This window comes from Bacillus sp. SJ-10 (genome assembly GCF_002843505.1).
Taxonomy (GTDB): Bacteria; Bacillota; Bacilli; order Bacillales; family Bacillaceae; genus Bacillus; species Bacillus velezensis.
In genome coordinates this window covers 2,090,701-2,115,737 of sequence record NZ_CP025258.1, presented here as the reverse complement: position 1 = coordinate 2,115,737, position 25,037 = coordinate 2,090,701, and the positions used below count along the sequence as shown (strand labels likewise).

Genomic DNA, 25,037 nt, shown 5'->3' with positions numbered 1-25,037 from the left:
TGAAAAGAGGTGAACGTGCAGATGATAAAAAAGGGATTCAGTCTTGCCGTCATCATTGCTGTCGTGATGATCGGCTTTATGCAAAAAGACGTCTGGCTCAGCATGATTCGCGCGGGCGGCATGTACGCCGTGCTTATGAGTATCCTTCTGGTCGCAGCTGACGTATTTTTTCCGATCGTTCCATTCGCCATTATCGCGGCCTTAAACGGAGCGGTTTTCGGGATTGTAAACGGGGTGTGGATTACATTGTCAGGCGCAATGCTCGGAACAATGGCATTGTTTTTTCTCGTCCGGTACGGATTCAGAGACTGGGCCAGAAAAAAGCTGCTGGCTTACCCGGCCGCGGCCCAATATGAAGATTCATTTCATCAGCACGCGTTTACGGCGGTGCTTTTCGGACGGCTGATTCCGATTATACCGTCGCTTGCCATGAATACCGTCTGCGGGCTGAGTCATATCCGATGGCCGATCTTTTTTTCTGCGTCGGTGCTCGGCAAAATTCCGAACATTGTGATCGTGACAGTCGCAGGCGCTTCATTTACAAGCAACAAACTGCTGTCTTTCGGGATTTACGGAATGTATATGCTCGTCTTAATGGCGGTCATTTATAAGAAGTTTCCCGGCCTTTTAAAAACAACGAAAAAATGAAGCGCGTACCGCCCCCTATTCCGGCGGTACGGCTCCTCTCATTCTGAGAACTTTTCCGTTACATTCTGAACCGATCACTCCATGTTTTTCTTTCTGTAAAATGACAGAGCCGCTTTATTGCCCCCGAAACTCTCAGGTGATATTCCGAAACACCCTTCGCTCTGAAAAGCTGACGAAAAACGAATCCTCACGAAATGAAACGGCCGTCTCTTTATGTTTGTTTACATTGATCCGCTTGAAATACATCAGGAGTCCTCCTTTTTGCGGCCGCAAATAAGAACGAGCATAAAACGGCTGCCAACGCCAGCATAACAGCAGCGCCTGCGATGACGATGCCGCGGACGGACGAACTGACAGAAGCCGCTCCGAAAACCGCCGTTACCACTATAATGAAGACAGCTTCGACTAATGAATAAAAGCTCCCCACTCTCCCCATGATGTCCACCGGAACATTCTTTTGATAAAACGTCAGAAAGCCTGTATTGGCAAACGCCAGAAAAAAAGCGAGAAGGAAAAATCCGAAAGCAGCCGTCCAAAAAACGTCAGAAAACGCATAAATCATATATCCGGCCGCTGTGAATAAAGAGCCCATTCCCATCAATAAAGAAGCCGGCATTTTTTTATTAAAGAACACATTGACAAGCGCCCCCGCAATAATGCCTGCCCCTGAGACACTGACGAGAAAACCGTAATCGGCATCAGTCAGCTGAAGAACCTCTTTTGCAAAAGCGGCTTCAAGCGAATCAAGCGCGGATGGCATAACGGTCATGACCAGACTGAATAAAAAATAAATGATCATGACGTTTCGCGCCGTTCGGCTGAAGCGATAGACGAGCTTCCAATCTTCTTTGTACACTGCCAAAGAAAGCTTCTGTCTGGGAGAATGTACGTGAGGCTCGTTTTCAAGGTTCGGCAGCATCATCGTGATGAACCCGGACAGCACTAAAGCCGCCGCATTCACCCAAATCGCAAAAATCGGCGTGCCGGCGATAAAAAGCAGCCCGGCCGCAGCCGGACCGAGGAGAAAAGCCCCTGATTCCGACAAAGCCCTTAGTGAATTGAATCGTTTTCTCCTTTCAGCCGGGATAAGCATCGTCACATACGCCATGGAACACGGACGAAACATCGCATTGGCCATTTGAATCAAAAACACGATACAATAAACGGAAAATAAAGACCGTGCAGTAAACATCAGCGGCAGAACGGCAATGAATGCAGCCCGGATGAAATCAAGCGACATCATCATATTCCGTTTGTTGCACCGGTCGATGATGCTGCCCGCCCACCCATTTGTCATCAAAACAGCCGCAGGTCTGATTAAATAAAGGATGGAAACCGCAAAAGCAGACCCCGTTTCTTTTAAGACAATAAGATTAAGAGACAAAAAATAAATCCATTCACCAATATTTGCTATCCCGATTCCGGTTAACAGAAACATCGGGTACCGCCAAGACTTCAGGTTTTTCATCTTATCCCTCCCTTAGAAATAAAAAACGCCCTCAAGACAATAAAGTCTTGAGGACGGGAAACAGCCCGCTATGCCACCTCAATTCGGTTTGGTGCCGGCCATGCCGGGTACAAAGCTTACTCGGTAACAGGAGTATCCGCCGCATCATCCTCGTGTTGCATGATTCCGATGCGAAGCTAAGAGGTTTGTTTCAACACATCCATTCATACTCCTTCACAGCTCCCGGAGCTCTCTGTCATGAATGATATCTGTCTACTCGTCTCTTCAGCGCTTTTCGGTTATATTGTTTTTACCCTTACTTTTTTTAACAATATACAGGCTCAATCAGCAAAAATCAAGAGGCTGTGAGAAATAAAACCCGATTTTGATTAATTTCCCTGTACAGACACAAACAGCCCTACCGACACATACAGTTACATATAGGCGATTGCCTACATAACTTTGTGGAGGTGAGGACGGTGACAGGTGTTTTTGCAGCGCTCGGGTTTATTGTGAAAGAACTTGTGTTTTTAGTATCATACGTGAAAAATAATGCCTTTCCACAACCGCTCTCAAATAATGAGGAGAAAAAATACTTAGACCTTATGGCTGAAGGAGATGAACACGCCCGCAACATGCTGATCGAACATAATCTCCGTTTAGTCGCCCATATTGTGAAAAAATTCGAAAACACGGGAGAGGACGCAGAAGATCTGATCTCCATCGGTACAATCGGGCTGATCAAAGGAATTGAAAGCTATTCAGCCGGAAAAGGCACGAAGCTTGCCACATATGCCGCACGATGTATTGAAAATGAGATTTTAATGCATCTGCGCGCATTGAAAAAAACGAAAAAAGACGTCTCCCTTCATGATCCGATCGGCCAGGATAAAGAAGGGAATGAAATAAGCCTGATCGATGTCCTCAAGTCGGAAAGCGAAGATGTGATCGACACTATTCAGCTCAACATGGAACTTGAAAAGGTCAAAAAATATATCGACATTTTAGACGACCGCGAAAAAGAAGTCATCGTCGGCCGCTTCGGGCTTGATCTAAAAAAAGAAAAAACGCAGCGCGAAATCGCAAAGGAGCTCGGCATTTCAAGGAGTTATGTGTCGCGGATTGAAAAACGCGCATTGATGAAGATGTTTCATGAGTTTTACCGGGCGGAGAAGGAGAAGCGGAAGAAGTCGAAGGGAAAGTGAGCGAAAAGCCGGATCTGACATCCCGGCTTTTTCTGCATTTTAGGACATCGCTCTTCAAGTATAACTTCAGGATTTAAAAATAAAACATAACAAATGAATAGAATTGGTACAATCGTTAACCTTTTTAATAATTTTTTATTGATATTTAACCCCTTCAACATAGCCCTCCCTTTTTAACAATCCATTTCATTTGGGCTACACCTCCATCATTGAATGTATTTCCTATGAAAAATGATTTTGAACCTCGTAGTAACCCTTACATGACAGGGTTTTTGTTGTTTTTTCATGTTTATCAAGACCTAAAGCAAAAGAACTTGCTAATTCTCAAATACATCCACCAAATGTTCAATGTTAGTTTGTTCTTCATACATACTAATAATAAAAATAAAACCTAGTTGAAACTTTACAAGACAAGCTGAATTGACTATAGTCTAATTAGACTAAAATATTGATGTAAAGAAGTGAAAAATTAGATGATAAAGTCTTTTTTAATGTTGGGGCAGTCGAATATGGCGGGCCGTGGATTTTTGAATGAAGTAGACCCTATCTATAATGAAAAAATAAAAATGCTGCGCAATGGACAGTGGCAGATGATGACAGAGCCGATTAATTACGACCGTCCGGTTTCCGGCGTTGGCCTGGCGGCATCTTTTGCAGATGCATGGTCGAAAGCTCATCCCGATGAAGAAATTGGCTTGATCCCCTGTGCGGAAGGCGGCAGTTCATTGAATGACTGGCATCCGGAAGGCATCCTTTTTCAGCATGCTTTGTCCGAAGCCCGCTTCGCCCTCCAGTCCAGTCAAATTTGTGGAATCCTTTGGCACCAAGGTGAGAGTGACAGTTATCGTTCGCTGCATGAAACTTATTACGAGAAATTAACTCTTATCATCGAAACGCTAAGAAACGAGTTGAAACTTGATGAGGTACCGTTGATTATTGGAGGGCTTGGTGACTTTCTTGGGAAGACCGGTTTTGGACAGCACGCGACTGAATTTCGACAGGTTAATGAACAATTGCTGCGTTTTGCTAATGAACAACAGAATTGTTATTTTGTTACTGCGGCAGGTCTGACTGCGAATCCTGATGGCATTCATTTAGACGCAGCTTCACAACGCAAATTCGGTTACCGCTATTTCGAGGCTTTTTCGAAAAAGCACCATATCCTGAAACCCATTTCGGGAGAGGAGCAATCACTGAAAGTGAATGGTGGCTATTCTAAAACAGAACAGATTTACCTTCATAGTATGGATTTGGCTTCGGGTAAAATCACGCACGCGGAATTTGAGGCGCGGATGGCGAAGGTGATGAAACCATGATTCCCTTACTTATCCTTGGCTTGCTCATCCAAAACCCCGGAGCTCACGGCTATGAACTTCTGGCTTTAATGGAAAAACGTCATTACAAATACATTGTTAACTTCACGAAAGGTTCATTTTATTACAATCTGCAGCAACTTGAAGAAAAGTGTTTGATTGAACAGATTCAGCAGAAACCCTCAACCAGCGGGCGTGAAATCCGTAACTTTAAAGTCACAGATTCGGGAAAGGCAGAATTCGAAAAATTAATGATCAAATACGGCACCAAATCGGAATATGTGAACCTGCAATTTTATGGGGCGTTACTCTTTGCCGATGAATTCGACAAAAATAAATTACTGGATCTGATCCAATCACAAATCGATCAGACTAGAACTCGAATCGAGCTCCTTGATGAATACCTGTCCATCACTCAAGAAATTCCCAGCACAATCAATTACTTTCGCCGTATGAATGAAAATTCCCGTTCACATCACTTGGTTAATTTAGAGTGGTTCGAAAAATTGAAAGCAGAAATAGAGTGAACTATTGCATAATAAAAAAATGCAATGTTACATATATCAGAATATTAGTTACCTACATATAAAACCTGTGTCGCAGATATCTAGTAACACCATTGATACAGGTTTTATACTCCTTCTTTAATTAAACCAGTATAGGGTTGTCAACACTTGCCCCCAACAAGAGCAAGTGAATCTGCTGCGTGTTCTTCTTTTTCAATCAGTATGAATAACCGCTTTTTTACACCTATTTAGTATTCAATTAAGTCAACTGATTTTTCTCCTTCGTCCGCTAAACTGCTGCTTTCGTCGAATAAGTAAAAGTGATCTCCCTTAAAGAGGAATCACTTCCTCTTTCTTTTCAATAGAGAAAGTTTTGTTAAAGGTAATTGATAAAACAATGATAACTTCTTTCATCTTATGAAACCCAAGCAGTTATTAGGTGGTTTTCTTTATCTGTACAAATACAGGTGAATCACTTAATTTATTACATATAAGTTATCCTGCAAAACTGTGCACGAAATGTCGGGTAGATACATTTCGCTCCTGTTATTCTTTTGTTAAAGGAGGTCAAATAAATGGATTCGCTTAAAAGGATGAACAGCGCATTAACGTATATCGAAGAAAACCTCACGAACGATATTGATTTCAAAGAAGCAGCAAGGCTTGCTTTCTGCTCTGAATATCATTTTAAAAGGATGTTTTCCTTCCTTACAGGTATTTCATTATCGGAATATATTCGCCGCAGACGTCTTACTCTTGCAGCTTTTGAACTTAAAGACAGCCGCGTAAAGGTGATTGATCTTGCAATAAAATACGGTTATCACTCACCAGATTCTTTTGCACGAGCATTTCAAAATCTGCATGGCATAAGACCATCAGAAGCTAGACATAATGGCCATTCACTTAAAGCTTATCCGCGAATGACCTTCCAGTTATCAATCAAAGGAGGAAATGAAATGAACTATCGCATTGAAGAAAAAGAGGCATTTCGCATCGTCGGCATTAAAAAAAGAGTCCCTATTTTGTTTAAAGGCGTGAATCCTGACATTGCATCGATGTGGGAAAGTTTAGATGAAGCAGCAATCAATCAACTAAAAGAGCTTTCTAATGTAGCGCCTGTAGGACTTATTAGTGCATCCACGAACTTTTCTGAAGGCCGGACAGAGGAAAACGGAGAGCTTGATCACTATATTGGCGCAGCCACAACGAAACATTGCCCAAATCACCTATCACAGCTTGAAGTCCCTGCCTCAACGTGGGCTGTATTCGAAGCAGCCGGATCATTTCCGGATGCACTGCAGGAAGTATGGGGGCGGATTTATTCCGAATGGTTTCCATCGTCACATTATGAACAAATTGAAGGCCCAGAAATCCTGTGGAACGAGCATAAAGATGTAACATCGCCATCTTTTAAAAGTGAAATTTGGATACCCATTTCAAAAAAATAATATATCTTACAATGAAATTAGAGGAATTGAAGGTTTTAAGGGAGGGGCCTCATCCCTTCCTCTTTTTGCACCGACTCGAAGACTTTAATGAACATCGACTATAAAGTCTGAGTTCTTTTCCATAATTCCGCATGTTTTTTTACGATATTTATAAATTCAGCCATCGCTAAGGAAAGCCATCTTTTTTTATGATAAGCCATCTGCGTTAAAATACGTGTTTCATTCAAAATCAATCCACTTAATTTGTTTTCTTTCAACTCTTTTTGTACAGTGATCAACGGTAATAACGAAATTCCTAATCCGCACATCACACACTGCTTAATTGCCTCAACACTCCAGAATTCAAAGGTATTCTCCGAAACCGGTCCTTGGTGTTTCATATACTCTTCAAAGTAAGTACGGTAGCTGCACCCATGTTCTGTATATAAAATCACTTCATCAGATGAAAAATAAAAATCATCAAATGGAGTATTTTGCAGCCTATGCTTTTTAGGGAATATCAATATCATTGGTTCAGTTATCAATTTTTCTATATATAAATCAGCTTCCTCTTGTTCGTGCTCCAAAAGAAACGCTAAATCCACCTTCCCATTTCGGAGATCATTTTTTAATTCCCAGCATGTCGATGATTTTAATGTTATTTTCACTTTAGGAAAGAGCTTTTTGAATTCGTGAATAATCGGAGGTAAACGGTAAACCGTTAAAGATTCCGGAGCACCAATAACGAGAGTCCCCATCGGTTCATCGTTTGATTGTATTTGTTTTACTTTTTCAGATATCCTGATCATTTCGTTTGCATAAGGAAACAAAAGTTCCCCCGCTTCAGTTAACAGCATTTTCTTCCCAAAACGATTAAATAACGGTTTTCCTATTTCTTGCTCAATATCTTTAATATGTGAAGTTATAGTCGATTGGGCATAACCCAAATATTCAGCTGCCTTTGTAAATCCTCCCTTTTCCACAATTGTTATAAATGTTTTTAAGTGCCGTATTTCCATCATGTCTCCCCCCCTTTGAACATCACTAATTCCGATGGAACAGTTCATATATATCTATTTTACCGATGAAAGGAAACAAATTACAATTAGAATATGATCATAAAACACGTTTAGGAAAGGATGGAATGGAAAGTGAGAGAAAGAAAACTCGGCCCCGTACTTTTAAGCGGATTAATTGTTGGTCCTATTTTAGGATCGGGAATTATATTGCTTCCACCAATCATTTATGGTAAGACTGGAGATTATGCCATACTAGCATGGTTTATAATGATGATCATTAGTTTTCTATTTGCTTCATTGTTTGGAAAATTGAGTGTTTTATTTCCGAATGAATCTGGTGTTGCGCATACAGTCGAACTTGCATTTGGACAACATATAAAACAATTAACTTCTGTATTTTTTATTATTGCGGGCAGTGTGGGGCCAGTTGCCGTTCTCATGACAGCCAGTCAATACCTAAAGGCTTTGTTCAAAAGTAATGGTTGGCCGCTAGAGACATATGGAATCATTCTGATGATGATTTGTTTATTCGTTCTATTATTGAATATCTCTTCTGTAGGAAAAGTGTCATTTATGTTCTCCACAGTTGCCACAGCAGTATTGTTAAGTGGCGGAATTAGTTCAATTCCCTTTATGAGGGATAAAGCTTTTATTAAAACACCATTTCATCTTGATGATTTTGGTTATAGTATTCTATTACTTTTTTGGGCTCTAGTAGGTTGGGAAATTATAGGTAATTATAGTTTGGATGTCAAAAACAGAAAAAGAACGATTCCCCAAGCAATAGTAATAAGCTCGGTGGTCATCACAACGGTTTGTATCGTTGTAGCTGCTTCTTATCAATGGATTGATTTACATCACACACACTCATTAACGATTATTTTAACTCCATTGCTTGGAACGTTTGCTTCACCGACAATGGCTTTCATCACAACAATATTATGTATGAGCACATATTTATTGGTTACTGGCGGAGTATCACGTCTAATAGCCTCAGAGAATAAAAAAACAACCTTGATTTCTTTCCGCTCCAAAACAAACATACCAATTGGAGCCCTAGGCTTATTAACAATAATTCATACAATCGTTTTTATTCTTTTATTTATAAACTTCATTAATGTTGAACAAATTGTCGGCATAGCAAATGCTTTCTTTATTAGTAATGCGATTTGCGGTATTTTGTCTGCATATAAACTGCTACCTGGTAAGTTTTCAAAGAGTTTATCATTAATGCTTATTATCAGCTTTTTGATTATCCTTTCTTTCTCATCCATATGGATTTTATTAATGATTGCCCTTATAACTGCTTTTTATTTGATCCGACACTTTATTTGGATGCGTCAATTAGCAAAATCCGCTACGAATTCTCAAGACAAATTACGATTTTAAGAAGTCATGAAATTTCTCACCCATACTTGGATGTATAAACAAGAACGGGAGATTTTACAGTTCGTATAGGACATAGTTATTTCTTTTACAATGATTACTTACGGACACCTTCCGCTCATTTACATCATTTTATATTCATTTTGACCAGAAAAAGGGCACTGTTTTCAGTCTGTCCAAGTAAAAAAGGAAGGGTTCTTCCCTTCCTTTAGCCCCAACTTGATCCCCTGCCATTTTGAAACCAACATTTGAAGCACTGTCTGCATCAACAAAGTGAGTAAAAGGTAAGATGCTACTTGATCCATACTGTCTGTCAATGAAATTCGACTAATCATTATTTATTAAGAATTTTAATCTCTTCCTTGTAAAATAAAGAAGCAATCTCATTTCCAGACAGTTCATGTCATGTCCTTGGGACAAGTACCGATATCAATTTTTTTATTCTGTTCCAGCTCTCATTCACAATTAGGGACATTTTAGTGGCGTATCGGTATAAAGTGAACTAATTTATTAATGTTCAACAACAGAATTTCGTCTATTGACAATAAAGAATGCACAAATCATTGCAAGAATGGCCATCGCCCACCAGAACGTTGAGATCGCCTGATCATGATCGATGATAATCAAACGAATGACAGCCGTGATGCCAATATAAATAAAGTAGCGAAGCGGGAAATGAAAGTCTGATTTGAAGTATTTGATAATCAAAGCAATGAACTCAAAGTACATGAAGAATATAAGCAGTTCCCCAAGCATCTCATAATAGCTGTCCACTTTGTTGAACAGTGACTTGTATACGAATTGCACGATGTACCATGTCTCGCTGATCAGAAGTCCGCTTAAGGCTATCGTCAGGAAGAACAGACAGACATTGAGAAGCGCTTGTAACAGGTAAGGCGCCTTTTTAAAATTGTTGGAAAATCTCATCTTGTTGTCTCCTATTACAATATTTTCGTCGTTTTGATTCGCAGCCTACATCTTTCTGTTCCAAAATCGCAGCACGATGCAGTACTTGGAATTCTTTTGTATACTGTGAAACTGCCCCTGCATGCGGGACATCATTCGCGCAATGCTTCTTTCACCGAGTCCGTTGCTGTCCGGTGTTACATCCGCAAGTTTAATCGTATTGCTAACATGAATCTCAAATATTTCTTGATCCGATATAAACGTGATGCTGATTTCTTCTTCCGGATCTGCGTATTTAAATAAGTTTGACAACACATTATCAAATACACGCCCAAGCTCCTCCAAATTCACGTTAATATAGGTTTCCGGCAGCTCGCCTGAAATATGGACCCGGAAATGCTCCTGATGAAGGATAGCAATCTGATCTGATATTAGATCGTAGATCACTTCTTTCACTGCAACGGTCTCCAGATCGGCCTCATATTCCTTGTCCAGCAGGAAATACGCAAACAGATTGTCAGACAAGCTTTTTAATTGCAGTGCTTTACCATAAGCATTGGCTACATACCGATCTTTGTTGGAACCCGCTTCGCCTCCCTCTTTTTTGGCAAACTCCAGATTCATGATCAGCGACGTCAGCGGTGTGCGCATATCGTGCGACATTTCGGTAACCAGGCTGCGGCTCTCAGCTTGCAATTCCTCGATAGCTTTAAGTTTATCCAGGAAAGCTTTCCGCAGATCCTCAATGCTCTTTGCAATCATCGCTAATTCATCATGCCCTTTTATCGTCATCTCGTAGTCCAGCTGGCCCCCTTCAAGAATATGAATCTCTTGGTGAAGCGTTTTAAGGTAGCGAAGACTTTGGCGAATGCCCAAGAGAACAATGATTAAAAAGATGAGGGTTGCACCGAGCAAATCCAAAGTAAAGGCCAGATCATAATATCGGGAAGAGTAGAAACCGTCGATAATGACTCGTCCTTCACCATCGCTGAACTTGACCGGATGTGAATGATTTTGAGCATACTGAGTCAGCTTTTCCTTTCCATAATCCGATTCAGAATAAACGGAATCATATTGCAGCTCCTGATCCTTGAATATGGTGAGGTTAATATAATTTTCTTTTTTGACCCACTCGCCAAACGCTTTTCTATCCGATGTAGACAACTCATTTTCTGAAACGTACTGACTGAATTTTTGAATGTATCTCGCTGACTCCTTGTGGTAATACTCATCCGAACTCAGGTATCCCTCGATCAGATCATCTGTGATCTTTTGCAACGTCAGAAAGATCACACCGCTCACAATCGCAGCAACCATGATCAGCAAAGCCAGTTTTTTGGTTAGCGTAAATTTACGATGCGCCAAATCGATATCCTCTTCCCCATTCAGTTTTTATATAAACCGGACGTGCCGGATCATCCTCAATTTTGGAGCGCAGCTTCCGAATATGCACCATCACCGTATTGTTGGAACAGTAAAAGTAAGGCTGTCCCCACACACTCTCATATATATTTTGAGCAGAAAATATTTTGTTGCGTTTGCTCATCAGCAGTTTCAGGATACGATATTCCAGATCTGACAGCTTGATTTGCTGCTCCTCTTTCCAAACCTCATTAAATTCTTCGCTCACTCTCAGTTTGCCCCCGATAAGAAATGTTTCTTCCTGTTCCTTCTTTTCCTGATAGATTGTATATCTGCGTAATTGAGCAATCACTCTGGCGTGAAGTTCCTCTTCCGAGAAGGGTTTAGTCATATAATCATCGCCGCCGGCGAGTAATCCCTCAGTTTTATCGAGTGTACTCGATCTGGCCGTCAGAAACAGAATCGGGACGTTAGAGGTTTCCCTGATGTGCTGACAGGTTTCGATTCCCGAAATGCCTGGCATCATAATATCCAAAATAACCAAATCAAGCGAATCATTCACAAGTTGCAATGCTCGTTTTCCATCCTTGGCTCTTAGCACCTCGTAGCCTGCTCGCATAAGGGACTCCTCCAAAAGATCACCAATATCATGGTCATCCTCTACGACTAATATTCGATGGGTCATGCCTCTTTCACCTCATGATTCTTGATGTTATTTCTGTCACCTTACTATATATCATTCATAAGTAACGTACGTTATAAGATACTACGGAAATCTTAACAGTTTATGAAAGCTGATGTCCGCCACAATTTTGTCACATTTTCTAAAAAAATGATGAACCTTCATAAATTGTTAAGATTCTGTCTTTATATTTATCCATTGTAAGGCTCAAGTTTTTCAGATCCGCACTGCACATTGCAATGGTAAATGGGAAAGGAGTATTGATATGATTGTACAAAAAGAAGGACGCGGGCAACCAGTGAGTCTGCGGGAACGGGTTCATTTTCTGGACATCGTACGTGGATTTGCCTTGCTTGGCATTATTATTGTCAACTATTTTCTGATCGTAGATTCAGTAAAGGGATTCGAAATGGCCTCCGATGACGTCCTGCACAATCTGGTTTCCTGGTTTGCCGAAGGGAAATTCGTTACATTATTCTCCTTCTTGTTCGGAGTTGGGTTTATGATCTTTATGGATCGAGCCGCGCAGAAGGTAGATAGTCCCAACAAGCTGTTTGCCCGTAGGTTATCTATCCTGTTGGGATTTGGCATTTTGCACATCACATTTGTTTGGGTCGGTGACATATTGACCTTTTACGCCGTAAGCGGCTTCCTGTTACTCGCCTTCTATAAACGCACGGCCAAAACGGTGCTTAGATGGATTATCGCACTTATCGTGTTTCAATTCCTGACCCCTGTTTTCACAATGTTGTACAATGTCATCAATACTGCAGGGTCAAAAAACCCGAATTTTTCAGAGTTTACTTTGTTTAGCCACACAACCCTTACTTACATGGAATCCATCAGCACTCGGTGGACAGATATGGTCACGATGGCGGCTGGCTCTTTCTCTATGATCTATTCCATGTTTCTCATGTTTCTGCTGGGCGTGTACTTTGTTAAGATGGAATTTTTCAAAGACATGGAAGCGAAAAAGTTCATATGGAAGCGTATCTGGATCATTAGCACAATCGCTTTTCTAATAACACAAAGCAGTATATTACTAGACATGTTTAATCTTTCTGAGAATATGCTGTGGAAGGACATTTCCTCTGTCTTGGGTCAAAATGGCGGCTTAACCGGAAGTATGTTTTATATGAGCACTTTTGCAATGCTGTTTCTGTACGTTCCTCAGCTGCGAAGCCCTATGATGATATTCACCAAAGTCGGACGGATGTCATTGACCTGTTATCTGCTTCACTCTATCATTGGAACAGTTCTGTTCCTCCGGTACGGATTCGGGCTTGCGGATCATATTCAATCCGCCGGCACGTTCATGTTCAGTCTGGCCGTGTACTTCGTGCTTATGAGCTTTAGTACATTGTGGTTGAAACGATTTAAGTACGGTCCGATGGAATTGATATGGCGCAAGCTGACGTACGGCAAAGTAAACGGGAGTCCCAAAGCGACTCCGCTGCATTCGGAAAAATCTATTCAGAAATAACCCCCTTGCACAGATTGCATGACTTCAAATTAGTTGTTGAGAAGCGGGCATTAAACGGACAGATTTGATATATATACTAGTTATTTTTATATCATTTAGGCTTCTTTGGGCTAATAAATTCACCAGAGTTTACTCAATGTGCATTGCTCATGACCGAATCTAAATTGAATCTTTTACGCATGTTCATAGTCAAAGGCGCCACATTCGACTATTTTTGCAACTTTTCGCAGGAAAAGTTTGAGAATGATGGCAAATCCCGCGTACCACACTTAATACGGCAGTGAACAATAGTAAATAAGGGTTACATGCAGCTTGTTTTCTAAGGAAACAAAGAAAAAGACATCATACAAAAAGACAGGAGAAAGCTTTTGAAGTATTTTAACGCCAAATTTACCGCGGAAGAAAAAGCGGCAGAACAGCTAGAATATTTTACCGAACGACTGAATTCGATATTTCAGCAAATGAAGGAGTGAGCAATCATGAAAACAAAAAAGGAACCAAAAGTTATTCTGGAACCAGCAAAGGAATCTGATCTGCCAGAATTCCAAAAAAAATTACAAGAAGCCTTTGCGATCGCCGTGATTGAAACGTTCGGTGATTGCGAAGGCGGACCGATTCCATCGGACAATGATGTTCAAGAGTCTTTCGACGCTCCCGGAGCAGTCGTATATCATATTCTTCGGGATGGTAAGAAGGTCGGTGGTGCAGTAGTACGTATCAACAACGAAACACATCATAATTCGCTAGATTTATTCTATGTATCTCCAGAATATCACAGCCAGGGGATTGGTCTTTCTGCTTGGAAAGCCATAGAAGCACAGTATCCGGATACTGTGCTTTGGGAAACCGTGACACCTTATTTTGAAAAGCGAAATATCAACTTCTATGTGAATAAGTGCGGATTCCATATCGTAGAGTTCTACAATGAACATCACTCTGATCCGCATATGCATCGCAATGGACGCGAAGATGACAAGCCCCTGCCGGATGATGATGACTTTTTCAGATTTGTAAAGATTATGAAAAAGAAGGACTAAACAATCGAACACTGCGATATGCGGCAGAAAGTTGCCGGTAACTTTTTAAAGATAATTGTTTGGATCGAAAAAATTCTAAAAATATATTTATGTCAATAATTATTTTCACAAACATAAGTATACTTCTATTATTGTAAATGTCCCATGTTTACAGAGTTAATTAATAAACGATACGAGGGATAAACGGATAAAGCCTTCCCCTTCTTTTTGAGGAGAAAGTATTAAAAGGCGGAAAGCCCTTCTCGTTATGAGGGGGCTTTAATTCGGTCTGAAAATGAAATGGAGAATAAAAATAAACAAAGAAATAATTAATTAGGTGATGAACGATTTAAACGAATTTTAGAGAAATACTCCAACGGAGAACTTAACGAGGAACAAATCACTTCTCTATTGTAGGATGCTGCCGAAAATAAATCACTTCACAACAGAGAAACTGAAAGCGGTATAAAAAAAACAGCTCCGTTAAAATGGCCGGAACCGTCTTTGACTTTTGGATTTTGCAGTTATCTCCATCGTTAGTTTAATTAGAATTCAGATAATCCAAGACACGATCAACTCTTTCATTGACTGAGTAATCTCCTTCAATTTTTAACAATGGACAAGATAAATCTGCCATCCAATGTTCGTGTAAAGCTTTGCTTCTAACTTCCATTCCGGCATTATCATATAAAGAAGCCCACTCTAAAAATGTTTTTGATTGTTCATATTTACTGCCGCCGTCTAACACTTCGTTTCCATAACGGTGAAATTCCCTATGCCTTAATCTCTCAAGCCGTATATCCTGCGGAATCCATAAGAAGATGACAAGGTCAAAATAACTTTTTAGATCATCGCCCCAGCCGCACACTGCGCCAGAAAGAATCCATTTCTCATTTATTGTCAAGTCTTTTTCAAGCAACTTTCTTCTTTCAGGAATTTCTCTTTTCTTAGTGAATTTATCTGTCCAATAGTAATCATCAGTATCAAGATGCGTATGAGGCAAATGCTTTGATAATGCAACACCCAATGTTGAAGTTCCGACTCCGGAGGCTCCCAGTATGTGAATATTTTTTTTCATAGTTCCCTCTCCTTATAAAGCAACGAAACTCCCTGTCCGCTGCACAAGGTTCTTACTATTATTTTAATATAAATCCCCAAAAACCTTTACTTTGCCAGGGGAATCCAGATGCGTGTTAAAACCATACTGCTTACGAACATCATGGTCATTTTCAAACAGAATGATTAACTTTCTCTCCGGCCTATTTTAATATCCTCATACACTTTCTCAAAAGTCTCGATTGGCAGTGAAAACTTGGTTGTTTTCTCGTTACGATAATTGATCACGATCTCAATTTGATTATTATTTTGTTCAAACTCAATAAGTGCATTCTCCCATTTATCTCTGATTGAAATGATACAATTTCCATTTTTCTTTTCCTTTTTCTTATAAATGTAATTCACTTTAACTCCCCTTTCATTGATCGACAAAAGGTTTCGGAATAAGGAAGCTCCTCAAAAAAAGGATCAAAACTTTTATCAAGTTTGATCCTTTTCCCTTTTTAGTCATTTCTTTGCGAACGTTTATAGACATTCATGGTTACCAGCCAGCTCATAACAACGATTCCTGCAAAAAGAATGAGCATATTACTGTACAAATAAGCGGAATGATCAGCGTTAACAGGCAGCAGCCTTTGATTCAGCAAGCGGACCGATAATAAACCGCCTGCAATCGAAATACCCGTTCCCTCTGATAAAAAGCTTGTAAAATTAAGCAGACTCATTCCGGCGCCTGCTTCCTTTTGTTTCAAACTGCCAGACACAATTGTAGATATAACCGTTTTTGTGAAGGAGAGCCCCCCAAAAACAAAAACGATGATAACGGTCATGAGCCATGGTGTCGCATCTATAAAAAAGGCAGCGATTAAAAAGCTGGAAGACATCAATGCAATCCCAATGGTCAGCACATATAAAGAACCTTTCCGATCAACAAGCCATCCTCCAATGTAACCGAAGATGATGACGCTCATCGTCCCGGGGAACATAACCCCGCTTCCAATTGCCGCAGTACTTAAATGGTGAACATCTTTCATCATATAAGGAACCATAGACACAAATCCTGCAGCAGTGCCGAATATCAGGCCTCCGCAAAGGGCGCCCATCATAAACAAGACATTTTTCCCCAGTGCAGGGTCAACAAAGGGATCTTGAGTTTTCCTAATATGTTTCACAAATATCAGGAAAGCCAGAATACTGATGATCAGAAAAGATAGTCTATATGACGTTGTAAACAGCAGAAAAAATACGATGCCTGCAGACATTAATATAATCCCCGCGATATCAAAGCGCCCGCTGATTCTTTCTTCCTTTTCCAGCAGTTTCATCAGGAATGGAACGGTGATAACTGTTGCTGTCGGAATAAGCAGCAAATATGACCAGTGAATATAATGAGCGATCATTCCGCCAATAGCTGGTCCGGCGCCTTCCCCCATTGCCACCAGCGACCCGATCAGACCAAATGCTTTACCCCTGTTTTCTTTCAGAATATAGCGTACTACTGCAACCATCACAAGAGCCGGGAATGCGGCTGCACCAGCCCCTTGAATAAATCGGGCCAGAATGAGTACAGGAAAGAAAGAGTGTCCGACAAATCCAATGATCGACCCGAAGCCATTTACCATAATTCCAAATAGAAGCAGCTTTTTAATGCCCAGCTGATCTGATAACTTCCCATACAGAGCAGTTCCGATGGAAAAGGTTAACATAAAGGCCGTGTTCACCCAGTTTGCACTCGCTGGCAGTTTATGAAAATCGTTGGCGATATCAGGTAATGAGACGTTCAAAACCATTTCATTTAATACGCTGAAAAATGACAGAACACAAAGCCAAATGAACACTTGGTTGTGCCGTAAAGCTGACTGTGAATAAGACGTATTCACAACTTTCCCTCCATTAATGAGGGCAGACGCAGTTTATAGGGCCGTTGATACGCTTCCCTCTTTTAATTGGACCCTGTTCATTTTTTTGCACTTCATACATAACTCCCCCTGCATTGATTGATATACCTTATTATAAATCCTCAAGCCGATGTTTTGAATACTTTGCGACACACACCCGCTAAATGACGAAACATCAAATACTGTTATATTTAAAATTTACAGTACCAAAAAACCGCAATTTCATTTGCTGTTGAAAAATTAGAATAAAGCATTGTATCGACCGCTCCTATGACAAAGTTATTTTTGGCATAAAAATGACAAGCTGAAACATTAATATCTTGTGTTTCAAGCATAAGACCGCATAAATGATTCTCCTTTGCCCACTCAACCGCTTTATGTAATAAAGCCGTCCCGACACCATTTTTCCTATAATCTTTTGCAACGGCAATGTCTTCAATCAGTGCGTATCCATTCCAATTAGAACGAAGCTTACTCCGGCCGACACAGTCGTTCTCTGCGTAATAAAAAAAGACAGCTTTATCCTCTTCTTCAATATAACTGACATCAATGTCTTCATCGTCATATTTTTTGACATAAGGTTCAGCAAATTTCTCCTCTGTATATGTCCAAACATTGTCCTCAAATGAAGGGATGATTCTCCCTGGAACAACGAAAGGTTCGTTTGGTTTATTGAAGTCTTTCATATTGAATCGCGTCATTTTCGTTATCATCATAATCACCTTTCTGCATTTATTGACCTTACTTTATGTCTTTTGAACTGTTGTTTCGTCTGCATGTCATGGATACCGGTTTAATAACTCTAAGACTAAAACAAAAAAGATACCAACATCGATTGGTATCATCTATTCATTCGAGCCCTTACAACAATATCCTATTTCGGAGCTTCCAAACCGAATGTTGTCCATTCCTCTTTTGCCGGTCCGTAAATACCCGGAACAGGTAAACCTGCTTGTCTCATAAGGACAGTCATTTGTCCTCGATGATGGTTTTGATGTTGAATTAAAAATAGCAAAAGTGAACCATTTGGCAATTGCTGACCAATAAAGTTGACACATTCTTGAAGTGTATCGTCAGTCCATTGCGTTTTTAACGCCTGTACAAATGCATTACTGGCTTGATGATAACTCTCAGCAATAAACCGCGCCGATGCAGGAACAGGATAATCTTCAGCCGGAGCGTGGAACGTTAAATCTGTGTTCGAGGTAATGATGTGAATGGCCGCGACAGTATGCCATGCAATACGGCCTAAAGTCCAATGTTGTGAAGTGATTTCTTGTTTAAGTGATTCATCAGTCAGATGATTCAGCAGTTTCTGTGTCGCATCGGCTTCGAACTCCCAAGATTTCAAAAAATGGTCTAAGGTTTGAAACATAAAAATCCTCCTTATCCTTTTTTGTTTTTCTATGTATCTACAGTTCAATTATAGTGCTCCGCTTAGTTAAAAAAGAACAAAACGATAGACAGACATTTTTAACAGAAAGCCCGATCTGACAACAACAGACAAAATATAAGAACATAACGGATAACTCTATACTTCTTTTTCTTCAATCGACAAAAAAGGATAGCTGTTCAAACAGGATTCTTCTGTCTAATATTTTCGCTTTGCAAAAGTCCATATCGTCTTAGTGATTGAACCGGAGATAAAACAGCTCCCCGTCATCATAGCTACCCAAATGAAAAATGTCGGCTCGGCACCTATTACAATAAACATGAATATCAAGGACAAAATGAATACAATAACAACCATCATCCATACTTTTTTAAAGATGAAATACCCTAATATCCCTAACAGAAAAGAAGCTGCCGGAAGAAAAATGAGAATGATATACGCGGGACTCAACAGCGGGCTAATACAAACACCTCCCAATTTCAAAACGAGGCAGTTCCTGCTTTTTGTCTGATATGAAGTGATTTTTTTCATCTTGATATTACACCGTTTTATTCACTTTTAACATATTTCGGGGAAATCAGGAGGGAATTAAAGTCTGAGGATAGCCCGCTTTTTCTTTCCCTAGTAATCCTGCCGCATTGATTTTAGCCCATCATTGTTTTTGCAGCGCTAATATTCTCATAATCGTGTGCATGACGCTGCTTTCCTCATTTGATTTGATGACAAAGTGCGCTGCATCTTTTATTTCGTCAATGGCATTCTTAACCGCAAAGCTGTAGGATGCCGCTTCCATCAATTCTTTGTCATTGCGGCCGTCTCCGAACGCCATTGTTTCATCAGCCGAAACCCCTAATAATCGCTGCAGTTCTTGTACTGTTGTTCCTTTATGTATTCCGATATTTGATATGTCCATCCAGGTATCCTCTGATGCTACGATATATAATTGGTGAAAAAATTCATGCAGCTTTTCTCTCGTTTCCGGACAGTTGGCGTCGGGGTCATGAACCGTAATCTTGATAAAATCGTCCTTTATCTCAGTAAAATCAGTTATTTTCGTTACATGTGCATAAGAGGCATTTACATATTTCATCTCACTTTCAGACAGATTTTCTTTTACGATCGCGCCATTTTTTGTGCATGCGATAATGCTATGCCCGCAGCTGATTTTTTCTAAAGCGCCTATAATTGACAGTCCCGCTTCATTGCTGATCAAAGATTCATATACGAATGTGCCGTTCTTTTTTATACGTGTGGCACTGTCTCCTAAAATCCAAAAATCTTTCGCGTCTTCTCCGAATAAAGCTTCGACCCTTTCACACTGCTTCCCGGTGCAGAGGGCGAAAGCGACATGCTGTTCCTCCATTACTCGTTTTGTCTTTTCAAATAACGTTCTGTCAAAATCGCCTTGATTATTTAAAAATGTGCCGTCTAAATCCGTAATCACTAATTTAATCATCGTTCAGCACCTCCGCAGTTAAAATGTCTTTTTCAGACAAAGGGTTTTTCACATTTGAGGATGGAATCAATCGCATTTAAGACCCCTTCTTCATTGTTTGATTGCGTGATATGCGCGGCAGCCTGTTTAATGCTTTCCTGCGCACTATCCATGGCGATCCCGTATTTCACGGCGGACACCATCTCCAGATCATTGCCGCTGTCTCCGAAGGCCGCGCATTCTTCATCATTTATCCCCCATTGTTTCTGGAGAAGCTTAATCCCGCTTGCTTTATGAAGCCCCGGTATGATCAGATCTATGTCACCGTGCCCGCTTGATACAGGCGTGAAGAAAGACCCGATGGTGTTTTTCAAATGGCTCAGAAGTACGGAACAATGTTCGGCGGGAAAGCTGATGGAAAATTTGAAAATGTGATCATCGACGTTTTCAAAATGCGGCACCCTTTTTAACACATAATAATACTTACTGGCATGCAGATATTCATCTTCACTGGCATTTTCATGAATATACGCGCTTTTTTTTCCGCAGACAATGACGTTTTTCACCTCATACTGCTCTAAAGCACGGATTACTGCTTTTATAGTGTCTTCAGACATGTTACCCGCGAATAATTCTTCTCCGGCATTCACGACGAAAGCGCCATTCTCGGCAACGAAAGCGATTTCACTTTTGATTTCCGGAAAGAAGGATGTAAGCTGCGCATATTGGTTTCCGCTTGCTACGGCAAATTTAATTCCTCGCGCTTTTAATTCACGATACTGATTCATAAAACGCTCTTTGTTATATGCCATTTCATCATTCAAAAACGTTCCGTCCATATCAACCGCTATCAGTTTGATACTCATATTGTCCTCCTTTTTTCGGCCGCTTTTGTCAGAGACCCTTGAAGAGATCATGCATAAAGCGTATGAACGAATTATATCCACAGGTGTTCCGTGCCGTAAATCATTGGATGACGTCTTGTTTTGAATGACACAAAAAGTGATTTGTCACATCAATATAACACTATGTTTCTTTTAAAAATGATATGTTACGATTAGATGTACATTCACCATTCTCATAAAAAGGAGAATCCCCCTGCATGTTCACACACGAAATGATTGCTTCATTTAATGAGCTTGAAACTTCTTTATACAACTACATCTCCCAAAACAGCGAGAAAGTCGTCTATATGCGAATCCGTGAATTGGCAAATGAAACCCATGTATCGACGGCTTCTATTTTACGTTTCTGCAAAAAAATAAACTGTGAAGGGTTTTCGGAGTTTAAGGTGAAGCTGAAAATGTATACGGAGGCAAATAAAAAAACGATTTTAAAGAGTCCTCATCATTCCGTTGCCGAATTTTTTGAAAGAACAGTAAGCGGAGGCATGGAAGAAAAGCTGAAGGAAGCAGCAGCCCTTGCGGCCGATGCAGAAAGCGTCATTTTTATCGGAGTGGGAAGTTCAGGAATCCTCGCCGAATACGGAGCCAGATATTTTTCGTGCTTAGGGAAACTTTCAATGTATATTAAAGATCCTTACTTTCCGGCCCATTCCCATTTCCGTCATAACAGCATCACGATCGCATTATCGGTTTCAGGTGAAGGAGATTCTACGGTGACTCATCTGAATCAGCTGAAACAAGAAGGCAGCCGGGTCATCAGTATTACAAATCATAAACATTCAACCATTGCCAAAATGTCCGATGTGAATATTTCATATTACGTGACGGAAGAATGGGTTGAAAATGCGAATGTCACCACCCAAATCCCCGCTATGTACATACTTGAATCGATGGCTCGGGAGATATACAAATTGAGAGAATAAGTTCAGGAACGAAAACACTGATACACTGGAAATTTCGTCCTTTTTGTAAAAATAATGAAAAACCCTTCTCTGATGCTAGAGAAGGGTTTTGAGGATCACAGATGAGACACAATACAATTTGCATGGCCGGCCAGTTTATATTCTCCCAAACCGGAAGGCAGGAGAATATGATCTCCTTTTCTAAAGGGATATTCATGCCCGCCTGCAATCATTATTCCGTCTCCTTCGATCACGCTGACAAGAAGGAAGGGCTGATGCTGGAATAGATTTGCTTCACCTTTTACATCCCACTTTTCGACTGAAAAATAAGGACATTCTATTAAAATAGCCGCAAGCAGATCATCTGTTTGTTTATAGTGAACGGTCGGCCGTTCACGGACAGATGGAACGTCTATCACTTCTATACTTTTTTCCAAATGGAGCTCGCGCATCCTGCCGTCCGCATCTTTTCTTCCGTAGTCATACAATCTGTAAGTCGTATCTGAATTTTGCTGCGTCTCTAAAATAAGTGTGCTCTTTCCAATCGCGTGAACAGTGCCGCTTGGAACAAAGAAGAAATCTCCCGGCTTTACCTTAACTCTGTTCAGGAGCCCGTCCCATTCTCCGCGCTCAATCATGGATATCAGTTCTTCTTTTGTAGTTGCGTTGTGGCCGAAAATGATCTCCGCCTCTTTTGCACAATCAATGATATACCAGCATTCGGTTTTTCCAAGTTCCCCGTTTTCATGCATTTTGGCAAAGTCATCATTCGGATGCACCTGAACGGACAGGTCTTGGTCCGCATCCAAAATTTTTGTAAGAAGAGGAAAACGGTCTCCTTCAAGGTTTCCGAATAAATCTCTGTGATGCTCCCACAATTCACCGAGCGTACATCCTTTATACATGCCGTTTCGAACTGTGCTCTGTCCATTTTGATGAGCGGCGAAGGCCCAGCACTCCCCTGTCCGCTCGGACGGAATATTATAGTGAAAATCACGCAGGGCGGCGCCTCCCCAAATTCTTTCTTTGAAAACCGGATTGAAAAATATCGGTTCAGTAGACATGATCATCCCCCGCTTTATTCGATTTCTTCCAGAAGCTCATACGCCTCTTCTTTTGTCTGAACGGAGAGCAGCCTTTCCCGATAGCTGTCATCCATCAGTTTTCGGGATAACATCTGCAATATTTTCAGATGCTGATTTCCGCCGCTTTCCTTCGGTACGGCAATCATAAAAATCAGTTTTGCATCAGAACCATCAAGGCTGTTCCAGTCAACACCCGAACGTCTTATTCCGAATGCGACACCCGGCGTTTTGACGGCTTCAGACTTTCCGTGCGGAATGGCGATATTCATACCTATCGCCGTGGTTCCCTGCTGTTCCCGGCTCAAAATGGCCTGCTTAAATCCGCTGTCAGACAGCAGCATACCTTGACGGGACATTTTCTCGATCATTTCATCGATAATGTCATCCCTCGTTTCGCCGGATAAATGCGGTTCAATCAAGTCCGTACTGATAATGTCAGTCAGTTTTTTGATTTCGGTCATCCCGGCTTTTCGGCTGTCAGCCTGAGATGGTTCCTTTGTTTCTTTTGCCGCTGCAGCTTCATTTGGTGCAGCAGACGGCAGCACCTCGCCGGGCGCGGGGGATTTCGCCATATCTTTCTTCAGTACATTAACCAACAGAGCGGTGACAAGAGAGCCTGCTGTTACAGCGATAAAAAACATCAGTACATGATCTACTGCTCCAAGTACAGCAACGATGGGGCCGCCGTGTGCCACTCTGTCCCCCACATGGCCGATCATTGCTATCACCGAGCCGGTCATAGAACCCGCCATAATACTCGGGATCACTCGAAGGGGGTCTTGGGCCGCAAATGGAATGGCTCCTTCCGTGATACCGAAAAGGCCCATCGTAAATGATGCTTTTCCCATTTCTCTTTCTGCGGCGGCGAATTTTCTTTTTCCTAAAAACGTCGCAATCCCAAGCCCTATCGGCGGTATACAAATGGAAACGGCAATCGGGCCCATAATTTCATAATTTCCTTCTCCGATCATTGCCGATCCGAAAAGAAAGGCCACCTTGTTTACGGGTCCTCCCATATCAAAGGAGATCATCGCTCCTAAAATCAATGCCAGGAGAATTGAGCTCGAACCTTTCATTCCCGCAAGCCAAACCGTTAATGATGCGAAAATATGAGCGACGGGGGCGCCGATCAGAAATACAAACGCCAAACCGACGATCAGTGAGGCAAACACCGGAATAATAATGATCGGCATAATCGGCTGTATTGCTTTAGGAACTTTACATTTTTTGATTCCAAGCGCCGCATATCCCGCCAAAAATCCCGCAATGATTCCTCCAAGAAATCCTGCGCCGCTTGCACTGTCGTAAAAGCTGCCGGATGCCGCAATATATCCGCCGATCATTCCGGGGACAAGACCCGGCTTATCAGCGATGCTGAACGCGATGTACCCGGCTAAAATCGGGATCATGAATGAAAAAGAAGCACTGCCGATCTGTTCAATCGTTTTCCAAAAAGACTCGTCCGGAATGACTAAGCCCTTTGGTGTTTTTTCTCCTCCAAGCGTCAATGCAACCGCTATCAATAATCCGCCGACGACAATGAAAGGAACCATAAAAGAAACGCCGTTCATTAAATGACGGTAAATCGGGTTTTGTTTTTTGCCCTGCTGACTTGCGGATTCAGCTTTTGAAGCAGATTGATAGACCGGCACTTCACCGCTAAGCGCTTTTTGAATTAATTCTTCCGGTTTGCGGATGCCTTCCTGAACCCCGACGGCCAGCAGCTTTTTTCCCGCGAATCGGTCTTTGTTCACCGAACGGTCCGCCGCGATAATGATTGCGTCCGCTTCCCGGATTTCCTCTTCGGTCAGCCTATTTTCCACCCCGATTCCGCCCTGGGTTTCCACTTTGATCTCAACGCCTAATCTGCCGGCTGCTTTTTGTAAATTTTCAGCAGCCATATACGTATGGGCAATGCCGTTCGGACATGATGTAATCGCTAACAGTTTCATATAAATCCTCC

At 41.3% G+C, this 25,037-nt stretch carries 25 protein-coding genes and 1 pseudogene; 10 read left to right on the top strand and 16 right to left on the bottom strand.

The annotated features are described in order from the left end of the window. Positions 1 to 21 precede the first annotated feature (21 nt). Positions 22 to 648: a TVP38/TMEM64 family protein gene (locus CXL14_RS10810; RefSeq protein ID WP_014418428.1), complete on the top strand. Its 627-nt coding sequence runs from the start codon at positions 22 to 24 to the stop codon at positions 646 to 648. A gap of 211 nt (positions 649 to 859) precedes the next feature. Here the strand turns inward: CXL14_RS10810 and CXL14_RS10795 are convergent, their stop codons facing one another. Next, positions 860 to 2,116, bottom strand: coding sequence for an MFS transporter (locus tag CXL14_RS10795; RefSeq protein ID WP_014418429.1), 1,257 nt, complete (start codon positions 2,114 to 2,116; stop codon positions 860 to 862). Positions 2,117 to 2,574: 458 nt separating this feature from the next. On the opposite strand from CXL14_RS10795, the gene sigK reads away from it, so the two are divergent. The 4 genes from sigK (at position 2,575) to CXL14_RS10765 (ending at position 6,567) form a co-directional block, all read left to right on the top strand. Beyond that, positions 2,575 to 3,300, top strand: coding sequence for an RNA polymerase sporulation sigma factor SigK (gene sigK / locus CXL14_RS10790; protein ID WP_014418430.1), 726 nt, complete (start codon positions 2,575 to 2,577; stop codon positions 3,298 to 3,300). Positions 3,301 to 3,773: 473 nt separating this feature from the next. Then, positions 3,774 to 4,616: a sialate O-acetylesterase gene (locus CXL14_RS10775; protein ID WP_014418431.1), complete on the top strand. Its 843-nt coding sequence runs from the start codon at positions 3,774 to 3,776 to the stop codon at positions 4,614 to 4,616. Continuing rightward, positions 4,613 to 5,140, top strand: a complete 528-nt coding sequence (locus CXL14_RS10770) for a PadR family transcriptional regulator (RefSeq protein ID WP_014418432.1) — start codon at positions 4,613 to 4,615, stop codon at positions 5,138 to 5,140. The genes CXL14_RS10775 and CXL14_RS10770 overlap by 4 nt, the downstream gene beginning before the upstream one ends. A gap of 554 nt (positions 5,141 to 5,694) precedes the next feature. Further along, positions 5,695 to 6,567, top strand: a complete 873-nt coding sequence (locus tag CXL14_RS10765) for an AraC family transcriptional regulator (protein ID WP_014418433.1) — start codon at positions 5,695 to 5,697, stop codon at positions 6,565 to 6,567. A gap of 98 nt (positions 6,568 to 6,665) precedes the next feature. On the opposite strand, the gene CXL14_RS10760 is transcribed toward CXL14_RS10765, so the two are convergent. Further along, entirely contained in the window at positions 6,666 to 7,565 is a 900-nt protein-coding gene (locus CXL14_RS10760) for a LysR family transcriptional regulator (protein WP_032863558.1), read from the bottom strand. 132 nt (positions 7,566 to 7,697) lie between these two features. Between CXL14_RS10760 and CXL14_RS10755 the strand changes: the two genes are divergently transcribed. Further along, entirely contained in the window at positions 7,698 to 8,954 is a 1,257-nt protein-coding gene (locus CXL14_RS10755; RefSeq protein ID WP_040221781.1) for an APC family permease, read from the top strand. Between the two features lie 507 nt (positions 8,955 to 9,461). Here the strand turns inward: CXL14_RS10755 and psiE are convergent. Genes psiE through yrkP form a run of 3 tightly spaced genes read right to left on the bottom strand, consistent with a single transcriptional unit; the run spans position 9,462 to position 11,904 of the window. Beyond that, on the bottom strand, positions 9,462 to 9,878 hold the full coding sequence (gene psiE, locus CXL14_RS10750) for a phosphate-starvation-inducible protein PsiE (RefSeq protein WP_014418436.1): 417 nt from the start codon (positions 9,876 to 9,878) through the stop codon (positions 9,462 to 9,464). 45 nt (positions 9,879 to 9,923) lie between these two features. After that, positions 9,924 to 11,222 carry a two-component system sensor histidine kinase YrkQ gene (yrkQ, locus tag CXL14_RS10745; protein ID WP_014418437.1) on the bottom strand — a complete coding sequence of 433 codons (1,299 nt, stop codon included), beginning with the start codon at positions 11,220 to 11,222 and terminating at the stop codon, positions 9,924 to 9,926. Then, positions 11,209 to 11,904 (bottom strand): two-component response regulator YrkP, encoded by a 696-nt coding sequence (gene yrkP / locus CXL14_RS10740; protein WP_014418438.1) that lies wholly within the window; start codon positions 11,902 to 11,904, stop codon positions 11,209 to 11,211. The genes yrkQ and yrkP overlap by 14 nt, the downstream gene beginning before the upstream one ends. Positions 11,905 to 12,166: 262 nt before the next feature. Between yrkP and CXL14_RS10735 the strand changes: the two genes are divergently transcribed. From CXL14_RS10735 to CXL14_RS10730, 3 genes and pseudogenes are all read left to right on the top strand, one after another. Beyond that, a complete protein-coding gene (locus tag CXL14_RS10735; RefSeq protein WP_014418439.1) occupies positions 12,167 to 13,384 on the top strand; it encodes a DUF418 domain-containing protein in 1,218 nt (405 codons plus the stop codon). Beyond that, positions 13,303 to 13,547: pseudogene (locus CXL14_RS20070) on the top strand (hypothetical protein). Before CXL14_RS10735 ends, CXL14_RS20070 begins: the two are co-directional and overlap by 82 nt. 316 nt (positions 13,548 to 13,863) lie before the next feature. After that, the gene (locus CXL14_RS10730) at positions 13,864 to 14,421 is read left to right on the top strand and encodes a GNAT family N-acetyltransferase (RefSeq protein ID WP_014418440.1); all 558 of its coding nucleotides are present in this window, start codon (positions 13,864 to 13,866) and stop codon (positions 14,419 to 14,421) included. Between the two features lie 520 nt (positions 14,422 to 14,941). Here the strand turns inward: CXL14_RS10730 and CXL14_RS10725 are convergent. The 9 genes from CXL14_RS10725 to CXL14_RS10690 all read right to left on the bottom strand — a co-directional run bounded on the left by CXL14_RS10725 (position 14,942) and on the right by CXL14_RS10690 (position 21,048). Next, positions 14,942 to 15,478, bottom strand: a complete 537-nt coding sequence (locus CXL14_RS10725) for an ATP-binding protein (RefSeq protein WP_029973393.1) — start codon at positions 15,476 to 15,478, stop codon at positions 14,942 to 14,944. 164 nt (positions 15,479 to 15,642) lie between these two features. Further along, positions 15,643 to 15,861 (bottom strand): hypothetical protein, encoded by a 219-nt coding sequence (locus CXL14_RS10720; protein WP_014721544.1) that lies wholly within the window; start codon positions 15,859 to 15,861, stop codon positions 15,643 to 15,645. Between the two features lie 98 nt (positions 15,862 to 15,959). Continuing rightward, the gene (gene tet, locus CXL14_RS10715) at positions 15,960 to 17,336 is read right to left on the bottom strand and encodes a Tet(L)/Tet(K)/Tet(45) family tetracycline efflux MFS transporter (protein ID WP_014418443.1); all 1,377 of its coding nucleotides are present in this window, start codon (positions 17,334 to 17,336) and stop codon (positions 15,960 to 15,962) included. Between the two features lie 33 nt (positions 17,337 to 17,369). Beyond that, positions 17,370 to 17,432: a tetracycline resistance efflux system leader peptide gene (locus CXL14_RS20660; protein ID WP_368073677.1), complete on the bottom strand. Its 63-nt coding sequence runs from the start codon at positions 17,430 to 17,432 to the stop codon at positions 17,370 to 17,372. Positions 17,433 to 17,545: 113 nt separating this feature from the next. Further along, positions 17,546 to 18,067, bottom strand: coding sequence for a streptothricin N-acetyltransferase SatA (gene satA / locus CXL14_RS10710; protein WP_014418444.1), 522 nt, complete (start codon positions 18,065 to 18,067; stop codon positions 17,546 to 17,548). Between the two features lie 161 nt (positions 18,068 to 18,228). Then, on the bottom strand, positions 18,229 to 18,729 hold the full coding sequence (locus CXL14_RS10705) for a DinB family protein (protein ID WP_014418445.1): 501 nt from the start codon (positions 18,727 to 18,729) through the stop codon (positions 18,229 to 18,231). Between the two features lie 216 nt (positions 18,730 to 18,945). Continuing rightward, the gene (locus CXL14_RS10700) at positions 18,946 to 19,278 is read right to left on the bottom strand and encodes a DUF2651 family protein (RefSeq protein ID WP_014418446.1); all 333 of its coding nucleotides are present in this window, start codon (positions 19,276 to 19,278) and stop codon (positions 18,946 to 18,948) included. Positions 19,279 to 19,399: 121 nt separating this feature from the next. Further along, positions 19,400 to 20,203 (bottom strand): HAD-IIB family hydrolase, encoded by an 804-nt coding sequence (locus tag CXL14_RS10695; RefSeq protein WP_014418447.1) that lies wholly within the window; start codon positions 20,201 to 20,203, stop codon positions 19,400 to 19,402. Positions 20,204 to 20,235: 32 nt separating this feature from the next. Beyond that, positions 20,236 to 21,048, bottom strand: a complete 813-nt coding sequence (locus tag CXL14_RS10690; RefSeq protein WP_101287793.1) for a Cof-type HAD-IIB family hydrolase — start codon at positions 21,046 to 21,048, stop codon at positions 20,236 to 20,238. Positions 21,049 to 21,284: 236 nt separating this feature from the next. On the opposite strand from CXL14_RS10690, the gene CXL14_RS10685 reads away from it, so the two are divergent. Next, positions 21,285 to 22,010 (top strand): MurR/RpiR family transcriptional regulator, encoded by a 726-nt coding sequence (locus tag CXL14_RS10685; RefSeq protein ID WP_007612737.1) that lies wholly within the window; start codon positions 21,285 to 21,287, stop codon positions 22,008 to 22,010. 95 nt (positions 22,011 to 22,105) lie between these two features. Here the strand turns inward: CXL14_RS10685 and manA are convergent, their stop codons facing one another. Further along, complete coding sequence (manA, locus tag CXL14_RS10680; RefSeq protein ID WP_029973387.1) at positions 22,106 to 23,053, bottom strand: mannose-6-phosphate isomerase, class I; 948 nt, start codon at positions 23,051 to 23,053, stop codon at positions 22,106 to 22,108. A 14-nt stretch (positions 23,054 to 23,067) separates the two neighbouring features. Continuing rightward, positions 23,068 to 25,026, bottom strand: coding sequence for a fructose-specific PTS transporter subunit EIIC (locus CXL14_RS10675; RefSeq protein ID WP_014418450.1), 1,959 nt, complete (start codon positions 25,024 to 25,026; stop codon positions 23,068 to 23,070). Between the last annotated feature and the right edge of the window lie 11 nt (positions 25,027 to 25,037).

Excerpts from the sequence above, each read along its gene's own strand:
- CXL14_RS10725 (WP_029973393.1), bottom strand. The coding sequence starts at position 15,478 with ATGAAAAAAAATATTCACATACTGGGAGCCTCCGGAGTCGGAACTTCA.
- yrkP (WP_014418438.1), bottom strand. The coding sequence starts at position 11,904 with ATGACCCATCGAATATTAGTCGTAGAGGATGACCATGATATTGGTGAT.
- CXL14_RS10765 (WP_014418433.1), top strand. The coding sequence starts at position 5,695 with ATGGATTCGCTTAAAAGGATGAACAGCGCATTAACGTATATCGAAGAA.
- CXL14_RS10760 (WP_032863558.1), bottom strand. The coding sequence starts at position 7,565 with ATGGAAATACGGCACTTAAAAACATTTATAACAATTGTGGAAAAGGGA.
- CXL14_RS10795 (WP_014418429.1), bottom strand. The coding sequence starts at position 2,116 with ATGAAAAACCTGAAGTCTTGGCGGTACCCGATGTTTCTGTTAACCGGA.
- CXL14_RS10705 (WP_014418445.1), bottom strand. The coding sequence starts at position 18,729 with ATGTTTCAAACCTTAGACCATTTTTTGAAATCTTGGGAGTTCGAAGCC.
- CXL14_RS10770 (WP_014418432.1), top strand. The coding sequence starts at position 4,613 with ATGATTCCCTTACTTATCCTTGGCTTGCTCATCCAAAACCCCGGAGCT.
- satA (WP_014418444.1), bottom strand. The coding sequence starts at position 18,067 with ATGATAACGAAAATGACGCGATTCAATATGAAAGACTTCAATAAACCA.
- CXL14_RS10690 (WP_101287793.1), bottom strand. The coding sequence starts at position 21,048 with ATGAGTATCAAACTGATAGCGGTTGATATGGACGGAACGTTTTTGAAT.
- psiE (WP_014418436.1), bottom strand. The coding sequence starts at position 9,878 with ATGAGATTTTCCAACAATTTTAAAAAGGCGCCTTACCTGTTACAAGCG.
- CXL14_RS10700 (WP_014418446.1), bottom strand. The coding sequence starts at position 19,278 with ATGAAAAAAATCACTTCATATCAGACAAAAAGCAGGAACTGCCTCGTT.
- CXL14_RS10695 (WP_014418447.1), bottom strand. The coding sequence starts at position 20,203 with ATGATTAAATTAGTGATTACGGATTTAGACGGCACATTTTTAAATAAT.
- manA (WP_029973387.1), bottom strand. The coding sequence starts at position 23,053 with ATGTCTACTGAACCGATATTTTTCAATCCGGTTTTCAAAGAAAGAATT.
- CXL14_RS10810 (WP_014418428.1), top strand. The coding sequence starts at position 22 with ATGATAAAAAAGGGATTCAGTCTTGCCGTCATCATTGCTGTCGTGATG.
- CXL14_RS10730 (WP_014418440.1), top strand. The coding sequence starts at position 13,864 with ATGAAAACAAAAAAGGAACCAAAAGTTATTCTGGAACCAGCAAAGGAA.
- CXL14_RS10775 (WP_014418431.1), top strand. The coding sequence starts at position 3,774 with ATGATAAAGTCTTTTTTAATGTTGGGGCAGTCGAATATGGCGGGCCGT.
- CXL14_RS10735 (WP_014418439.1), top strand. The coding sequence starts at position 12,167 with ATGATTGTACAAAAAGAAGGACGCGGGCAACCAGTGAGTCTGCGGGAA.
- CXL14_RS10675 (WP_014418450.1), bottom strand. The coding sequence starts at position 25,026 with ATGAAACTGTTAGCGATTACATCATGTCCGAACGGCATTGCCCATACG.
- CXL14_RS10685 (WP_007612737.1), top strand. The coding sequence starts at position 21,285 with ATGTTCACACACGAAATGATTGCTTCATTTAATGAGCTTGAAACTTCT.